Origin of the sequence: Selenomonas sp. FC4001, from assembly GCF_000701565.1 — a bacterium.
GTDB classification, from domain to species: Bacteria; Bacillota; Negativicutes; order Selenomonadales; family Selenomonadaceae; genus Selenomonas_A; species Selenomonas_A ruminantium_B.
This window is the reverse complement of record NZ_KL370794.1, coordinates 7062-22816: the sequence shown is the minus strand read 5'-3', so window position 1 is coordinate 22816 and position 15755 is coordinate 7062. Positions and strand designations below refer to the sequence as shown.

The window sequence follows — 15755 nt, the reverse complement described above, 5'->3', positions numbered from 1 at the left end:
GCACCTCCTACGACCACGGCAAAATTGCCTTAAACTTGCCCGTCCATGATGTTCCCATCGGATTTATGGGCTGGCCTCCACCATTCACACAGCCACCCGGACAGTTCATGACTTCGATGAAATGATATGGTGATTTCCCAGCTTTGATTTCTGCTAGCAGGGGTTCCACATTTTTTGTTCCATGAACGACCGCTATCTTCAAGGTGATTTCTTGTCCGCCGTCCTTGAGCTTCAACGGAATTTCCGCTGATTTCACTTCAGCCAAACCACGCACAGGCTTATACGAAAGGTCGGCCAGTTCCTGCCCTGTCAGTACAAAGTAAGCCGTTCGCAGCGCGGCCTCCATTACACCGCCCGTAGCACCAAAAATCGTTCCGGCTCCGGTATATTCTGCCAAGGGATTGTCTTTTTCCTCGGCAGGCTGTACATTGCGGACATCAATATCCAGCTTCTTAAGCAGTCTCGCCAAATCTCTGGTCGTCAGCACCACATCTGTATCCTGATAAGTTGCTGTATGCCCCTGTTTCTTCCAATAATCAGCCGCCGCGGTAAATTCAGGCCGTGAAGCTTCCAATTTCTTTGCCGTACACGGATAGACACCCACACAGAAAATCTGTTCGGGCTCAACCTTCCAGATTTCTTTGGCACCGTAGATTTTCGCCACCGGCCCTGCCATCCCTTGCGGCGATTTAGCCGACGAGAGATGCTGGCGCAAGTCCGGATGGTATAGCTCCATATAACGCACCCAAGCCGGACAGCAGGAAGTAAACTGGGGCAGCGGCCCCAATTCCTCAGTTACCGGTTTCTGCAGCACATATTTCTGTATTTTGTGGATGAGTTCCGTACCCTCCTCCAAGATGGTGTTATCCGCAGCAAAATTGACGTCCATTATTTTGAAGCCCGCCTGTTTCAGCGCGCCATACATCTGCTCGGTTATCAATTTCCCCGGTTCCATCCCAAACTCTTCGCCCAACGCCACACGCACCGCTGGTGCTACCGTTGCCACCACCGTTGTCCTGCCGTCCTGCAGTTTCTCAATCACCTGATCGACCACATCTGCAGTGTCCTCAATGGCACCAAAGGGACAATTCACCAGACACTGCCCGCATTGCAGGCAGCGTTCGCTGTTGATACGGTGATTCGCTCCATAAGGCCCATCAATAGCATCAGTCGGACAAAACGACTTGCAGGTGTCACAGCCCTTGCATTTCGACTCATCAATCCTGATAATGCTGGATAATTCATTCTCCTGATAGGATTTTGGCATAATTCCCTTACCTCCCTGTCTCTGAAAATATCAACCCATAATCACATCATTTCCTTTAGTCTATTCTAAAAAAAATCGAATATTCTCACAAGCTCCCCAGGGGGATATAAACTACATATTTTTTCAACAAAAAACAGCCTATGAAAATACATCGATTTTCATAGGCTGTTGCCAATTCATTTCAACAGCAAAATACCAAATCAATCTGTACCAGTCTGTCTGTCAAAATTTCACATAGGCCCGCAATTTGTCAAAATCAATATAAGTCTCTGCCTCAGGATGACGTGCAAGGTAATCCTGATGTTCAGCCTCTGCTGGCTGAAAGTTTTCCAAGGGTGCCGCTATGGCACATAATTTTCGCGCCAGCTTGGGATTGCTGTTGGGATCATTCACCGTCAGTCCGGCATTGCCCACAACGGGCGCTTTACCGCGATTCGCAATAAAGTTCAGATGCAGCTGCACCTGCGGTTCATCTTCGGCTGAGGCGTAGAAAACTCCCCCCCGGTACATCTCCCCACGGGCCTTTCCCTGACCATCGGGCACATAGGGATTCACCACGCCAAAGAGCAAATCCAGCAGCTGCGAAATATCCATCTTCTTGGGATTGTAGGTGACTTCCACGCCCATATAGGCTTTGACTTCACCCGCAGCAACATCTGCGTAGGTTGTATCCCTGTCCCCATTGATATAACCTGTGCAGGTTGACACCACTCCCGGTACATGGGCAAATACTTCCTGCAGTTCATGGAAGTCCCCGCCGGAAAAATAGATTTTCTTTGTATATACGACACTCACCCCTTTTCCTGTTCGGGATGGAAGATATCCACCTGCCGATGGGCCGCCCGCTCCACATCAAAGAGCTTCACAAGTTCGGCCACGGCCTGCGTCGGCGAAATAGTGCCATCCAGCACCGCGCCCCTGACCTCAGGCATGCGGCCTGTAATCACCGGGTCTTCAAAGAAGAGATTGTGCAGATGCTCGTCAATCATGCTGTGCATCCAGTCGAGCAGCTGGCTATCCCGGCGCTTATTCCAGACACCGCTCTTTTGCGTGTTCTCCCGAAAGCCCTTGATGACTTCCCAGAGTTCCTTAAGGCCTGTCTTTTCCATCGCCGAACACATATAAGCATGGGTGGGCCAGCCGGGGGTTGCCGGGCGGATGTATTCGAGCATCCGCTCATACTGCCCCCGCGACACCTTGGCCTTGACCAGATTATCCCCATCGGCCTTGTTGACCACAATGGCATCGGCCAGTTCCATGATTCCCTTTTTGATTCCCTGTAATTCATCTCCGGCACCGGTGAGCACCACGAGCAGGAAGAAGTCCACCATCGACCGCACGGTGGTTTCTGACTGGCCCACCCCAACGGTCTCAATGATGATGACATCATAACCTGCCGCCTCGCACATCAGCATGGTTTCCCGGCTCTTGCGGGCAACGCCCCCCAGCGTTCCCCCCGCAGGGGAAGGCCGGATAAAGGCCTCCCGCCGCCGGGACAATGTCCCCATCCGGGTCTTATCCCCCAGTATGGAGCCTTTCGTTACAGAACTTGTCGGGTCAACGGTCAGCACCGCAACTTTATGCCCGGCATCGCAGAGCATATTGCCGAAGGCCTCAATCATAGTGCTTTTGCCTGCCCCCGGTACGCCGGTAATGCCAATGCGCAAGGCATGCCCCGTATGGGGCAAAAGCCGCTGCAGCACCCGCTGGGCCTTGGCAAAGTGGCGGGGACTGTTGCTTTCAATCAAGGTAATGGCCCGGGACAAAGTCATTCTATCCCCTTTTAAGACTCCGTCCACATAGTCATCTTCGGACATGACGAGCCGCTTCTTGGGCTTCATCTTCCCGCTTTGCAGGGCGGGATTGATATTGCCCACGGTCGTGTCCTTGATGCCTTCAATGCCGCCCATGACCGAGCAGGCAAATTTATCGTTTTTTTCCTCCGGCACCCAGCTTGGCTTTGATGTCGTATACTTTTGTTCCATCATTGCCTCCTTGTAAGCCTTCCCCATAGGGGAAGGCTTATCTTTATTCTTCGGCCAGTTCCTCCTTAGCCCGGTCAATCAACAGCGTCAAGAGCTTAATGCCCGCCTCCGGGATATTGGTGCCCGGAGCAAAGATAGCCACTGCCCCATGCTGATAGAGGTTGTCATAGTCCTGCACAGGGATAACGCCACCGATGCAGACCATGATATCCTCACGGCCTAATTTCTTCAATTCGTCCACCAGCTGGGGCAGGAGGGTGTTATGCCCCGCCGCCAGTGAACTGAAGCCCACCATGTGCACATCGTTATCGACAGCATCCTGCGCCGTTTCCTCCGGCGTCTGGAAGAGCGGGCCCACATCAACGTCCCAGCCCATGTCCGCAAACGACGAAGCAATAACTTTCTGGCCGCGGTCGTGGCCATCCTGTCCCATCTTCGCCACGAAGATACGGGGACGGCGGCCCGTGAGTTCCTCGAACTCATCAGCCATAGCCCGGGCCTTATCCAGCTCGGTCTTGTCGGTAAACTCGGAGGAGTAAACTCCCGAAATGGTATGAATAACCGCCTGATAGCGGCCAGAAACCTTTTCCACAGCGTCGGAGATTTCGCCCAGAGAAGCGCGTACTCTTGCCGCCTCCACGGCACATTCCAAGAGGTTGCCGTTGTCGCGGCTGTCTGCAGCCTTCGTAATCGCTTCAAGCGCCCGGCGCACATCATCCTCATTGCGTTCACGCCGCAGTTTTTCGAGGCGTTCCACCTGCGCATTGCGCACAGCGGTGTTGTCGATGGCGAGGATTTCCAGCGGGTCTTCCTTTTCGAGGCGGTACTTGTTCAGGCCCACAATCGTTTCGTTGCCCGAGTCGATTTGTGCCTGACGGCGGGCTGCCGCTTCCTCGATACGCATCTTGGGCAGGCCGGTGGAAATTGCCTTGGCCATGCCGCCCAAGGCCTCGACTTCCTGAATATGCGCCCAGGCACGACGGATGATTTCGTTGGTGAGGGCTTCCACATAGTAGGAACCACCCCAGGGGTCAATAATCTTGCAGACCTTGGTTTCATCCTGAATATAGAGCTGCGTATTGCGCGCAATGCGGGCCGAGAAGTCAGTCGGCAGGGCAATGGCTTCATCCAGCGCGTTGGTATGCAGGGACTGGGTATGACCGAGTGCCGCGCCCATGGCTTCCATGGCCGTACGGGAAATGTTGTTGAACGGGTCCTGCGCCGTAAGCGACCAGCCCGAAGTCTGGCAATGCGTTCTGAGGGCCATGGACTTGGGTTCCTTGGCGCCAAAGGACTTGACGATTTTCGCCCAGAGCACACGGGCCGCCCGCATCTTGGCCACTTCCATAAAGTAGTTCTTGCCAATCGCCCAGAAGAAGGACAGACGCTTGGCAAAAGCATCCACCGGCAGGCCGGCATTGATACCGGTGCGGATATACTCCAGACCATCGGCCAGCGTATAACCCAATTCGATATCGGCAGGTGCCCCGGCTTCCTGCATATGGTAACCGGAAATGGAAATGCTGTTGAACTTCGGCATGTACTTCGTCGTATACTCGAAGATATCGCCGATGATACGCATGGACATTTCCGGCGGATAGATATAGGTGTTACGCACCATGAACTCTTTCAGAATATCGTTCTGAATCGTGCCCGCCATGATTTTCTTATCCACGCCCTGTTCGACACCGGACTGGATAAAGAAGGCGAGAATCGGCAGCACTGCACCGTTCATGGTCATGGATACGGACATCTGGTCAAGGGGAATCCCCGAGAACAGAATGTTCATATCGAGCATGGAGCAGACCGACACGCCGGCCTTACCTACGTCACCGACCACGCGGGGATTATCCGCATCATAGCCGCGGTGCGTCGGCAGGTCAAAGGCGATGGACAGGCCCTTCTGACCAGCGGCCAAATTGCGGCGGTAAAACGCATTGGATTCTTCCGCCGTGGAGAAACCGGCGTACTGGCGCACCGTCCAAGGACGGAACACGTACATGGTGGAATACGGCCCACGCAGGCACGGCGGAATCCCGCTGGCAAAGTCCAGATGGTTCATATGGTCGTATTCGTCATGGTTGTACAGCGGCTTTACGGGAATATGTTCCATCGTGCGGCGGGTATAGGCATCAAAGTCTGCTCCAGCCTGTGCGGAAAAGAGTTTTTCCCACTCCTTCACATCGGCTCCCGTTGGTTCCCGCAGACTCATATTGGTAAAATCAGGATTCTGGTAAGTTCCCATTATGCAATCATCCCTTTCTTCTGCTGCAGGAGCTGCAGGATTTTATAGCAGTTGGCCTTGACGGAAATATATTCATCAATGCCTGCTTCATTGTAAGTATCCAGCAATTCTTTCGGTGCTGCCCCAGCCAGGAAGACCGTAGCATTGGGCAGTGCCTCATGAAGTTTCGGTGCCAGCTCCGGCACGATTTCGGGATAAGTTGCATCCGTGGAGCAGATAACCACCGCATCCGCCCCGGATTCCTTGGCGGCTTTCGCGGCTTCATCCACCGTGGGGAAGCCGTTATTGGTCAGCACTTCAAATGCGCCAACCTGCAGGAATCCCGTGGTGAAATCCGCTCTGGCCTTATGCTGCGGAATGGGCCCCATATTGGCCAGGAAGATTTTAACATTGTCATTGTGCTCAGCCTTGTAATCCTCCGTCGTCTTGCGCAGGGCTTCAAAGCGTTCACTCCAGCGATGCGGTGCAATGGCCGTTACTTCCTCACTGGCCGCTGCGGCAAAGGCAGCAGCAATTTCTGCCGTGGTTGCCCCGGCCTGTGCCGCTTCTATAGCTGTTTCCACACTCATAGCAGTTTTCAGCGCAGTAAGTTTTTCCGCCTTAAAGGCCTCATCCATATCCGCCAGGTATTCCTCTACCTGTGCCCTGCGCTGTTTCTTGTTCTCTTCCACATCCTCAGGCCGCGGGTCGAGCAAAGTTTCCGTCATATTCGGATACATATTGTTGCCTACAATGCGGTCCTTGCGGGTTTCCGAAGCCTTGAAGCGGGAGGCGAGGATGGCAGCAATCTCGCTCTGCGGATAACCTTCCTGCAAAGCGGCGAGCATGCCGCCCTTGCCCTCGATAACCTGGAACTCTGCCCAGATTTTTTCCTTCATCTGCTTCGTGAGCGTTTCTACTGCCCAGGAACCGCCTGCAGGGTCAATGGGCTGCAGCAGGCCGAATTCCTCCTGCAGAATAATCTGCACGTTCCGCGCAATACGGCGGGAGAATTCATCCCCCTTGCGGATGGGTTCATCAAAAGGCGAACTTTCAAAGGAATCTACACCGCCCACGACACCGGAAAAAATCTCCGTGGTATTGCGGAGCATATTGACATACGGGTCATAGACGGTCTTGAAGAACAGCGCCGGTCTCGCATGGATATGCATGCGCTGGGCATCCTTGCTGCCGCCGAAGGCCTCGACAATCTGTGCCCAAAGCGGACGCAGAGCACGCAGTTTGGCAATCTGCAGGAAGAAGTTGGCGCCCATGGAGAAGCCGAACATAATCTGACCTGCAGCCTCCTCAATGGTCAGGCCGCGTTCCAGCATGGCCCTGAGATAGGCTACCGCCGTGGCCAGCGTATAGGCCGACTCCTGCACATCATTGGCCCCGCCCCGGCTGTACACATCACTGCGCACAAAGACAGTCTTCAGACCCGGTGCATTCTTCACGGCCCACTGCGCACATTTGGCTATTTCATCATAGAGACTCGAAACGGCCTTGCTGTTTTTGCCAACAGCCGTCAATTCCCCCAAGGGGTCAGCGCCAACGATGCCCCGTACCTTCGCCAAATCCTGGCCAGAGGCTTTGAGGGCACCGGCAAACAGCGACAACATGGGAAGTGCCGACTCACCGGCATAGAGATACAGCGGATATTTATCCAGCTTCAAGCCATTCAGCAGGGTGTGCATATCATCCAGCGTGGTCACTGACACGCCCTCATCCCCAGGGGCTGCTGCCGTGCGCACATCCTGCGCCTTCAAACTCGCGCTGTCCAGCTTGATATGATAGATGGTGGAACCTTTCTCCTGTTCATGGCGCAGGAGTTCATTGTTCTCAGCAGGCATGGTTTCATCACAAACCTGCGCTATGCCCCAGGGCTTACCCAAATAACCGCTGGGCTGGGCCCCGCGCAGGAAATCATCCATGCCGGGGAAAGAATCCTTGGGCAGGATGTCTTCTGTGTCCCTACGGAAATACATAGGGTCGAAGGTGATGCCCTCATAAGTTTTGGTGTACATTTTCTTCTCGAAGGGGGCTCCCTTCAAGAGGGCGATACAGGCTTCCTTCCACTCCTCATAAGTGGGCGGGGTAAACTCGTCCAAGGGAACATCGGGAAAGTCTGTCTGCTGTTCGGCCTTTTTCAAAATGGCCTGCAGGTCCAGCTCGCCACCGGTTTCGTTACTCATAGCACAGCCTCCTCTTTTTCGGGGTAAACACACAAAAAACGGCAACCTTTTCGCGAATGCAAAAAGATTGCCGTCTAATAATCGTGCCAAACAGACCCACGGTAAAAAACCGCCGGTATCTGAATACCCCACGCTAGATTCAATCCCCTACCCATCGCTCGCAGGCACAACTCTGAAATCAGAGTCACGGTGATGTCAGAACAGGCAGTTCTCCTGGCTCGGTTTCATCATCCTGCATCGCCTTCCCAAGGTACGCTTATCTACCCCAGTGACAAAATGATGCAGGACTCCACCTTACAGTGGCGGGACCGCTCCGGCTTATACCGGATTCCCTATTAAGTCCGTAGGACACCTGTTCCCAAATATATTCAAATCTAATGCCAATATTAATACAAATTATTAAATTTGTCAAGAAACTCTGTCAATGACTCCATTTTTCTGCCCACAAAAAAATAGCAGTGAACGACAAGATTCACTGCTATCTGACACATTATTTATCTAATGATTTTACTTTACTGGAAATAACCGTCATCGCTACGAGCAGGCATGCCAGCGCCGCACCTAAGCCCATCCAGCCATTGCCGGTAAAGCCGTCCACCACATAGCCGATAAGCGAGCAGGCGGCTACCGTCATCACGTAAGGCAGCTGGGTGCTCACATGGTCTAAATGGTCGCACTGGGCACCGGCCGAAGCCAATATCGTGGTATCGGAAATCGGCGAAGCATGGTCACCGCCCACAGCACCGGAGAGGATAGCGGCCACACAGATGGTCAGCATCTGCGGGTCAGCACCTACGACAGCTACCGCAATGGGAATCAAAATACCAAAAGTTCCCCAGCTCGTGCCGGTCGCAAAAGCCAGACCAATGGCCACGAGGAAGAAAATCGGCGGCAGCAGCATGATAAGCGTCGCATTCGCGCTGACGATGCCACCGACAAAGCCGCCCAGGTTCAGATACTTATCACTGCAAATGCCCGAAAGCGTCCAAGCCAGACACAGAATGAAGATAGCCGGCGTCATTGCCTTGAAGCCCCAGCCGAAACTGTCACAGAAGGCATTGAAGGAAATGACCTTGCGAGGCAGGTATAAAAGGCCCGTAAAGACAAAGGCAATAAAGGAACCCAGTACCAAAGACTTGGAAGAATCACAGTCCGCAAACGCCTCGGCAATGCTCTTGCCCTCGTGAATTCCGCCGGTGTAGAGCATGCCGTAAACGCAGGCCGCAATCAGCACCAGAAGCGGCAGAATCAGGTCAATAATCTGGCCATTGCCCTGCTGGTCTTTGTGTACTTCGCCATTTCCCTGATATTCCTTGGGAATCTCAAAATTTTCATTGCTGCGCTTAACGTCATGCGCCATCGCGCCGAAGTCCTTGCCCGTCCAAATGATGAAGAACAGGAAGATAAGCGTCAGCCAGGCATAGAGATTGAAGGGAATCGTCTGGATAAAGAGGGAGAACCCATCAATCTCCGAGCCTTCCGGCAGAGAAGAACCAACAGCCGCCGCCCAGCTCGACACCGGCGCAATAATGCAGATAGGTGCTGCCATAGCATCGATGATGTAGGCCAGCTTTGCGCGGGATATCTTAAATTTATCCGTCACCGGGCGCATAACCGTACCTACAGTCAGGCAGTTGAAGTAATCATCAATAAAAATGACCAACCCCAAAAGCGCCGTAATGAGAGAAGCCTGACGCTTGCCCTTAATCGTGCGGGCTGCCCAGTCACCATAGGCGCTGGTAGCACCGCTGCGGGTAATTGCCGCCACTAAAATACCTAAGATTACCAAAAATACCAAGATGTTGACATTGCCGCCCACCTTGTCCGCCATAACCTTAAACATGGTCAGCGTGGATTCCAAGAAGTTGCCCCCCGTAAAGAGCATGGCACCCGAGAAGATACCGATAATCAGGGACATGTAGACTTCCTTTGTCCACAAAGCCAGTAAAATGGTGATAACTGGCGGCAGGATGGACCAAATCGATTCAGCCATAACCTACCTGCTTTCTGCTATAATTAGCTTATTTTTTCCTAATACAATACACGAACCTAATTGTATAACATTTTTTGCATAGTAGCAAGAGCAGATAGGCATTTTTTGCAAGTTTATTCGTTTACATCGCTATGCTAAGCTAAATCACTAAATGCATCAGCAAGCTGTGCAAATTCATTCAGGGAAAGCGTTTCTCCCCGCCGCGTCGGGTCAATACCCGCGCGTTCCATGGCGTCGCGAACCTGTTCTTTGGGCAGTCCGCCGCCTTTAAGCGCGTTGGCCAGAGTCTTGCGGCGCTGGCCGAAGGCGGCCTTCACCACGCGGAAGAACATCTTTTCATCCTGCACCTGTACCGCAGGCGTTTCTCGCACCTTGCAGGCGATAACCACGCTGTCCACTTCTGGAGCAGGGATGAAGGAACGGGGCGGCACGTCCAATACGATTTCCGGGTCGGTGTAATACTGCACGGCTACCGACAAGGCGCCGTAGTCCTTGCCGCCGGGTTTGGCCACCATGCGCAAGGCCACTTCCTTCTGCACCATGGTCACCATATGGGTGATGGGCAGATGGCGTTCCAACAGCGCCATCAGAATCGGCGTCGTGATGTAATAGGGCAGGTTGGCCGCTACCTTGAAGGGCTTATCGCCCATGATTTCCGGAATGTTGACCTTTAGGATATCCCCCGGCACAATGCGTACATTGTCGTAACCCTTGAGAGTTTCGGCAAGAACAGCTGGCAGTTTCTTATCGAGCTCCACTGCCGTGACATCAGCACCAGCTTCAGCCAGGCCCTGAGTCAGCGTGCCAATGCCGGGGCCGATTTCCAGCACTCGGTCGCCTTCTGCAATCTGCGCCGCATCCACAATACCCTGCACGATGCTGCCGTCAATCAAAAAGTTCTGGCCCAGCTTCTTGCTCATGCGCAGTCCGAACGCCTTGAGGATATGGGTGGTTACCTCCCGGCTGGCAATCTTCGGCTGTATGGCTTTATCACTCATTTATTTTCCTCCGCTTCTTCTGCATTCAGTTCCGCTACGGCTTTGTCAAATTCTTCCCGGGTCACGCCGTAATGATTGAGCCGCTTCAAAAAGGTCTTGGCATTGGCAAAGCCCAAACCTAACTTGGCTCCGAGTTTTGCCCGGCGGCTGGCGGCAGCATTGGCGCCGGACAGGTCATTGACAATCAAATCCGCACCGCTGAAATTGTTGGTAGGCTCCCAGTCCATGGTGCGAACTTTTTCCAGCGCCTTGCGAATGGCATCGGGCTTGGCCTGTTCAATGCCGATATCGTCATTATCCGTGGCATCCTCCACAGGCACAAAGGCGTGCTTGGCATTTGGGAACCGCTTGGTCAGATACGAGCGAATCCGCTCGCCAGCCGAATCCGGGTCCGTCAAAATGATGATGCCGCGTTTCTTATAGGCCTGCTCAATATTCTTGAGGGCCTGTTTTTTCAGATTGAATCCTTCGGTGATGATGCAGTCAGCTTCCACAGCCTTGTCGATGGCCACCACGTCCATCTTGCCTTCCACCACCAAAACTTCCTTTATCATTGAAAACTCCTTACTCTTTTAGTAACTTATCCACAAGTTTATACACATCTCTGTGGATATCTTCGATTTTCCGTGGATTATTTCCTTCGTTACAGATAACCTTATCCCATTTATACTTATCTGCCAGTTCCAGATAAGCATTGTGACAGCGGTGCAGATAATCCGTATCCCGCTCGTGAATATCCTTCTTGGTTGCCGTTTCCTCAGCTCGAGCAGCAATGAGTTTATCCGCCACTTCCGGAGCCATATCGAGGAAAATCACCTTATCCGGCACAGGCAGGCCCATCTTGGTGAACTCAAAATCCCAAAGCCAGTCCAAAAAATTTTCCCGCTCGGTCTTATCCGTGAGTTTGACCGCCTGATGCACCATGTTGCTCGTGGTATAGCGGTCAGCCAGAATGATGTCCCCGGCTTCGTAGTAATCCCGCCATTTGCGCTGGTAGGAAGCGAACCGGTCTACCGCAAAGAAGGTGGATGCGGCATAAGCATTTACATCTGCCGCCTTTTCCCCAAATGCTCCACCTAAGTACATGCGCACGAGCGCCGAAGAATCATCTTTATAATCGGGGAACTCAATGCGGTGCACCCTATGCCCGTCTGCCTGCAAATGGTCGTAGAGCGCCTTGGTCTGGGTGGCCTTGCCGCTGCCGTCCCCTGCTTCTATAATAATCAGTTTACCTTTCATCGGTTATCCCTCACAACTTGAATGGTTTGCAGTGTACTGTCTGCAGGGCCCACAACTTTCAACCCCAGCCGCTGCATGGTGCGAATATAGTAAAGGGCCTCGGGCTCAATCTCATCCCCCGGTGCCAGAATGGGAATCCCCGGCGGATAGAACATAATCTGCTCGGCGGCAATTAAGCCCGCCGCCTCTTCAAAGTCCACCGTCTCCCGCCCGCCGAAAAAGGCCTCGCGGGGACGGATGCCCACAGCAGGCACCGGTGGGATTTCCACCGGCAGGGTCAATTCATCAGCATCTGCGAACTGCGCTGCCAATCCCTGCAGGGCTTCCACCAAAATCTTCACCTGCGCTTCCGTATCCGCATAGGAAATGATAAAGAGCAGATTGTAAGCATCGGAAAGCTCGCACTGTATCTTATACGTATGGCGCAGGATGGACTCTGCCTGCACGCCGGTAATGCCCAAGCCGCGGACGCTCACGGTGACCTTGGTCAGGTCGAGCGATTCGCCAGCAGGCAGATAATCTGCACCGAAGCTCCAGAGCCCCGGAATCGCATTGACCGCCTGCCGCAGTTTTTCCGCGAGCGTTACGGCTCGGTTCACCAATTCCTCGCCCTGCTCTGCCATCTGCAGCCGCGCAATGTCCAGCGAGGCCAGCAGCAGCTGATTGGGGCTGGTGGACTGCAGCAGACTTGCCGCACAGCGCACCCGTTCCAAATCAATGCGGTCTTTTCGGGCCAGCAGGATGGAAGTCTGTGTCATGGAGCCCAAAATTTTATGGGTGCTCTGGGCCGCCATATCCGCTCCGGCATCCAAAGCCTGCAGGGGCAACCTGTCGCTGAACTTCAGATGGGGGCCATGGGCCTCGTCCACCAGCAGGAGCATCCTGCGGCTATGGACGAAATCGGCCACTTTTGACAAGTCAATAGTCACCCCATAATAAGTGGGATAGACCAGCAGCAGGGCCTTGGCCTCGGGATGTTCGTCTGCCGCCGCCACGATATCTGCCAGCTGCAGGCCCATGGGAATGCCCAGCTTCTTGTCAATGCGGGGCTGAATAAAGACAGGGCTCACTCCTGCCAGAATCAGCCCCCCAATCATGGAGCGGTGCGCATTGCGCGGCAGTAGTACCTTGTCGCCGGGCTTTAAGCAGCCCATAATCATGGCATGAATGGCCCCGCTGGTACCGTTAATCATGAAATAAGCGGCATCGGCTCCATAGAGCGCTGCCGCAAGTTCCTGGGCTTCTTTTATGCACATGGTGGGTTCGTGAAGGTCATCGAGTTCCTCCATCAGAGAAACTTCTTCACGCAGCCCCTGCGGGGTGATGAGTTCCTGCAGGAGCGGATGTGCTCCCAGCCCCTGCTTATGCCCCGGTGTATGAAATGCGAGAGCGCCGTCTCCCGCGTAGGCCTTCATAGCCTCCGCCACCGGCGCTCGAAATTCGTTCTTCGTATCTGTCATCTGCCTTTGCCTTTTTTCTTTGCTGGCGTCTTGACCACCTTTACATCCTTGGCTTCCTGCACAGGTTCATGCAAGGGCACCCGCAGATGCACCCGCGTGCCTTCTCCTATCGCCGAGGTAATGTTGAGTTCTGCCCCGATGATTTTGGCCCGCTCCTGCATGCCCATAAGACCGAAATGGTGGTTGGTCTCTACCACGTCCTCCGTGTCCTCATCCGCATTCTGAACTTCGTCCTTGGCATCCGGGTCAAAGCCCTTGCCGTTGTCTTCAATCAGCGCCGAAACAGCCGCTGGTGAATAGAGCAGGCGCACTTTGGCCTGTTTGACATCTGCATGGTGGTAGATATTATTCAGGGCCTCCTGCACAATGCGGAAGATGGCAATTTCCACATGTTTAGGCAGTTCGTAAACCTTGCCATCCATGGAAAAATCAATGGCCAAAGTTCCGCGTGAAGCCAGACGGCCAATCAGTTGATTGAGTGCCGCCACCAGTCCCAAATCATCCAAAGCCATGGGACGCATATCAAAGATGACTTCCCGCACACTGCCTAAGCAATCCCGCATCTGCTGACGCATTTCCTGCAGGGTACGCTTGGCCTCATCCGGGTCATAATCCACCAATTTTTCGGCAATGGAGGTCTGGAAAATGATATTGGCCAAATCCTGTGCCGGACCATCATGCATTTCCCGGGAGATGCGGTAACGCTCCTCTTCCTGGGCTTTGATGATACGTGCGCCCACAAATTTTTCTTTCTGTACCGCCTCAATTTTCCAAATGACGCCGTTTACCTGGGTGCTTAGATAGGACAACACCGACCCCACAGCCAATGCCAGATGCTCAGCCTGAGCCAGCATGGTCTGCAGATTCCGCAAGCGCAGCTCCAATTTATCACGTTGAGCGCGGAGATTTGCTTCCTTCTCCCGCTCTACGCCCAGAGACACCTGCACATTCTTTACAGACTCATAGCATTCGCGCACCTTCTCCTCGGAATAATCCTGGAAATTGCTGCTGACCTTGACCAGCTTCTGCTTTTCCTGCTGTTCCTGTTTGGAGAGTCCGTCCACCCGCTCAATGGTCTGCCGGGTCTGCTCCCGCAAATCCTCCAGCAACTTGCGGCTGCTTTCCACTTCCGAGCGGGCAGTCTCATAGATTTCAAAAATCTGTGACTTGTTGTCCTCAATGGTACTGATTGTGTTGCTTAAAATTTTCTTCAGGGACTGTGCCTGCAGCCCCCCCATATCCGGGGGGAGGCTCCCACTCTGCTGGTCTGCCATGTTGGCCTCCTTGACACCGCCGTACCTCTAGCGGCTGTTATTTCCGACGCTGACCGATAAAACGAAGCAGCAATAAGCCTAAAATGCCCCCTGCCAGAATGTACAAATCCGTCAGTTTGAACAGGGAATCCATACCGTTTTCCTGCAGCTTGGTATATACTGCTGCCACCACTAAAAGTACCACTAATATATTGGTAATCAATTTTCCATGTGTCTTTATGAATCCTATTTTCTCCACCCTCAATTCTGTGTAATATACAATCCTACATCTTAAATTATACTAAAAAACAACCACAGGTCAAGAGTTCATTCGTCCTATACCCTTGCTTTTATCTTAAAATGCCATTAAAATAGAAGGGTGTATTATATATCCATAATCGAAAGGTGATACGAGAATGAGCATTTTTTCGCGTTTTCTGCCCAAGCGCAAGCCGGTAGAAATCAAAAACAATATTCCGAAGGAAAAGGCCAACATCAAAAAGACCTTCGGCGTTTACTGCCACAGCCACCACGATACCAAGGGCGATAAACTCTGCCCCAAGTGCACGGCACTTTTGGCCACGGTACTGACCAAAATGAGCCGCTGCCCCTACGGCATCACCAAGCCCATTTGCGACCGCTGCGATAGAGCTGCAGAATGCCTGGGTGCCAAACAGTCGCAGGAATTCATGGCTATCATGAACGGCAGTCAGAAGCGCATGTTCCTGTCCCACCCCATGATGACCATCAAGCACAAACTGGCCAGCATGGGCGTGGATTACGCCAAGTTCCAGCAGGCCAAGAAGATTGACGATAAAGTCAAGGCCAAGGCAGAGGCTGCTAAGAAACGCGCCAAGGAACGCAAGGAAAAGAAATAAGATTTCGCTTAGAGTTCGATGCAATCCGCCGGCGGGCGGGGAAGGCAATTACTTTCGGCTGCTTATACAGGCTTGTCTAACACTGCCGAAAGCAACCGCCTTCCCCGCCCGCCTTTCTTTTGGCACGAATTGAAAGTTGCGCAAAATCAATCACACTAAGCGCAGGAGATTGGCAATGATTTTTCGTAGCGTTTGACGCTTGCGTCTTAGCATATAAATGTAATGTACAAAACAAGCCCGGTGGCTGGTAATGCTTTCCCGTC

At 53.1% G+C, this 15755-nt stretch carries 13 protein-coding genes and 1 riboswitch; of the genes, 1 reads left to right on the top strand and 12 read right to left on the bottom strand.

Going from position 1 to position 15755, the window contains the following annotated elements; genetic code table 11:
• Nucleotides 1–7 precede the first annotated feature (7 nt).
• The 12 genes from T320_RS13055 to T320_RS14745 all read right to left on the bottom strand — a co-directional run bounded on the left by T320_RS13055 (nt 8) and on the right by T320_RS14745 (nt 14837).
• On the bottom strand, nt 8–1267 hold the full coding sequence (locus tag T320_RS13055) for a [FeFe] hydrogenase, group A (RefSeq protein WP_037356781.1): 1260 nt from the start codon (nt 1265–1267) through the stop codon (nt 8–10).
• Between the two features lie 222 nt (nt 1268–1489).
• Nucleotides 1490–2062: a peptide-methionine (S)-S-oxide reductase gene (locus T320_RS13050; RefSeq protein ID WP_037356778.1), complete on the bottom strand. Its 573-nt coding sequence runs from the start codon at nt 2060–2062 to the stop codon at nt 1490–1492.
• Nucleotides 2059–3252 (bottom strand): methylmalonyl Co-A mutase-associated GTPase MeaB, encoded by a 1194-nt coding sequence (meaB, locus tag T320_RS13045; protein ID WP_037357035.1) that lies wholly within the window; start codon nt 3250–3252, stop codon nt 2059–2061. The genes T320_RS13050 and meaB overlap by 4 nt, the downstream gene beginning before the upstream one ends.
• A 43-nt stretch (nt 3253–3295) precedes the next feature.
• On the bottom strand, nt 3296–5497 hold the full coding sequence (gene scpA / locus T320_RS13040) for a methylmalonyl-CoA mutase (RefSeq protein WP_026760041.1): 2202 nt from the start codon (nt 5495–5497) through the stop codon (nt 3296–3298).
• Nucleotides 5497–7671 (bottom strand): methylmalonyl-CoA mutase family protein, encoded by a 2175-nt coding sequence (locus tag T320_RS13035; protein WP_037356773.1) that lies wholly within the window; start codon nt 7669–7671, stop codon nt 5497–5499. Before T320_RS13035 ends, scpA begins: the two co-directional genes overlap by 1 nt.
• A gap of 185 nt (nt 7672–7856) precedes the next feature.
• A riboswitch (cobalamin riboswitch) is annotated at nt 7857–8042 on the bottom strand.
• A 119-nt stretch (nt 8043–8161) separates the two neighbouring features.
• A complete protein-coding gene (locus T320_RS13030; protein WP_037356769.1) occupies nt 8162–9664 on the bottom strand; it encodes a Na+/H+ antiporter NhaC family protein in 1503 nt (500 codons plus the stop codon).
• A gap of 134 nt (nt 9665–9798) precedes the next feature.
• The gene (gene rsmA / locus T320_RS13025; protein WP_037356766.1) at nt 9799–10662 is read right to left on the bottom strand and encodes a 16S rRNA (adenine(1518)-N(6)/adenine(1519)-N(6))-dimethyltransferase RsmA; all 864 of its coding nucleotides are present in this window, start codon (nt 10660–10662) and stop codon (nt 9799–9801) included.
• The gene (rnmV, locus tag T320_RS13020) at nt 10659–11216 is read right to left on the bottom strand and encodes a ribonuclease M5 (RefSeq protein ID WP_026760037.1); all 558 of its coding nucleotides are present in this window, start codon (nt 11214–11216) and stop codon (nt 10659–10661) included. Before rnmV ends, rsmA begins: the two co-directional genes overlap by 4 nt.
• 10 nt (nt 11217–11226) lie before the next feature.
• Nucleotides 11227–11901: a dTMP kinase gene (locus T320_RS13015; RefSeq protein WP_026760036.1), complete on the bottom strand. Its 675-nt coding sequence runs from the start codon at nt 11899–11901 to the stop codon at nt 11227–11229.
• Nucleotides 11898–13361: an aminotransferase class I/II-fold pyridoxal phosphate-dependent enzyme gene (locus T320_RS13010; RefSeq protein WP_037356763.1), complete on the bottom strand. Its 1464-nt coding sequence runs from the start codon at nt 13359–13361 to the stop codon at nt 11898–11900. The genes T320_RS13015 and T320_RS13010 overlap by 4 nt, the downstream gene beginning before the upstream one ends.
• Nucleotides 13358–14635: a sensor histidine kinase gene (locus tag T320_RS13005; RefSeq protein ID WP_037356760.1), complete on the bottom strand. Its 1278-nt coding sequence runs from the start codon at nt 14633–14635 to the stop codon at nt 13358–13360. Before T320_RS13005 ends, T320_RS13010 begins: the two co-directional genes overlap by 4 nt.
• Nucleotides 14636–14672: 37 nt before the next feature.
• The gene (locus T320_RS14745; protein WP_155266701.1) at nt 14673–14837 is read right to left on the bottom strand and encodes a hypothetical protein; all 165 of its coding nucleotides are present in this window, start codon (nt 14835–14837) and stop codon (nt 14673–14675) included.
• A 193-nt stretch (nt 14838–15030) separates the two neighbouring features.
• Here T320_RS14745 and T320_RS13000 point away from each other — a divergent pair, with 193 nt between their 5' ends.
• The gene (locus T320_RS13000; protein ID WP_026760034.1) at nt 15031–15492 is read left to right on the top strand and encodes a nitrous oxide-stimulated promoter family protein; all 462 of its coding nucleotides are present in this window, start codon (nt 15031–15033) and stop codon (nt 15490–15492) included.
• The last annotated feature ends 263 nt before the right edge of the window (nt 15493–15755 follow it).

Excerpts from the sequence above, each read along its gene's own strand:
- T320_RS13010 (WP_037356763.1), bottom strand. The coding sequence starts at position 13,361 with ATGACAGATACGAAGAACGAATTTCGAGCGCCGGTGGCGGAGGCTATG.
- rsmA (WP_037356766.1), bottom strand. The coding sequence starts at position 10,662 with ATGAGTGATAAAGCCATACAGCCGAAGATTGCCAGCCGGGAGGTAACC.
- T320_RS13035 (WP_037356773.1), bottom strand. The coding sequence starts at position 7,671 with ATGAGTAACGAAACCGGTGGCGAGCTGGACCTGCAGGCCATTTTGAAA.
- T320_RS13015 (WP_026760036.1), bottom strand. The coding sequence starts at position 11,901 with ATGAAAGGTAAACTGATTATTATAGAAGCAGGGGACGGCAGCGGCAAG.
- T320_RS13055 (WP_037356781.1), bottom strand. The coding sequence starts at position 1,267 with ATGCCAAAATCCTATCAGGAGAATGAATTATCCAGCATTATCAGGATT.
- meaB (WP_037357035.1), bottom strand. The coding sequence starts at position 3,252 with ATGGAACAAAAGTATACGACATCAAAGCCAAGCTGGGTGCCGGAGGAA.
- rnmV (WP_026760037.1), bottom strand. The coding sequence starts at position 11,216 with ATGATAAAGGAAGTTTTGGTGGTGGAAGGCAAGATGGACGTGGTGGCC.
- T320_RS13005 (WP_037356760.1), bottom strand. The coding sequence starts at position 14,635 with ATGGCAGACCAGCAGAGTGGGAGCCTCCCCCCGGATATGGGGGGGCTG.
- scpA (WP_026760041.1), bottom strand. The coding sequence starts at position 5,497 with ATGGGAACTTACCAGAATCCTGATTTTACCAATATGAGTCTGCGGGAA.
- T320_RS13000 (WP_026760034.1), top strand. The coding sequence starts at position 15,031 with ATGAGCATTTTTTCGCGTTTTCTGCCCAAGCGCAAGCCGGTAGAAATC.
- T320_RS13030 (WP_037356769.1), bottom strand. The coding sequence starts at position 9,664 with ATGGCTGAATCGATTTGGTCCATCCTGCCGCCAGTTATCACCATTTTA.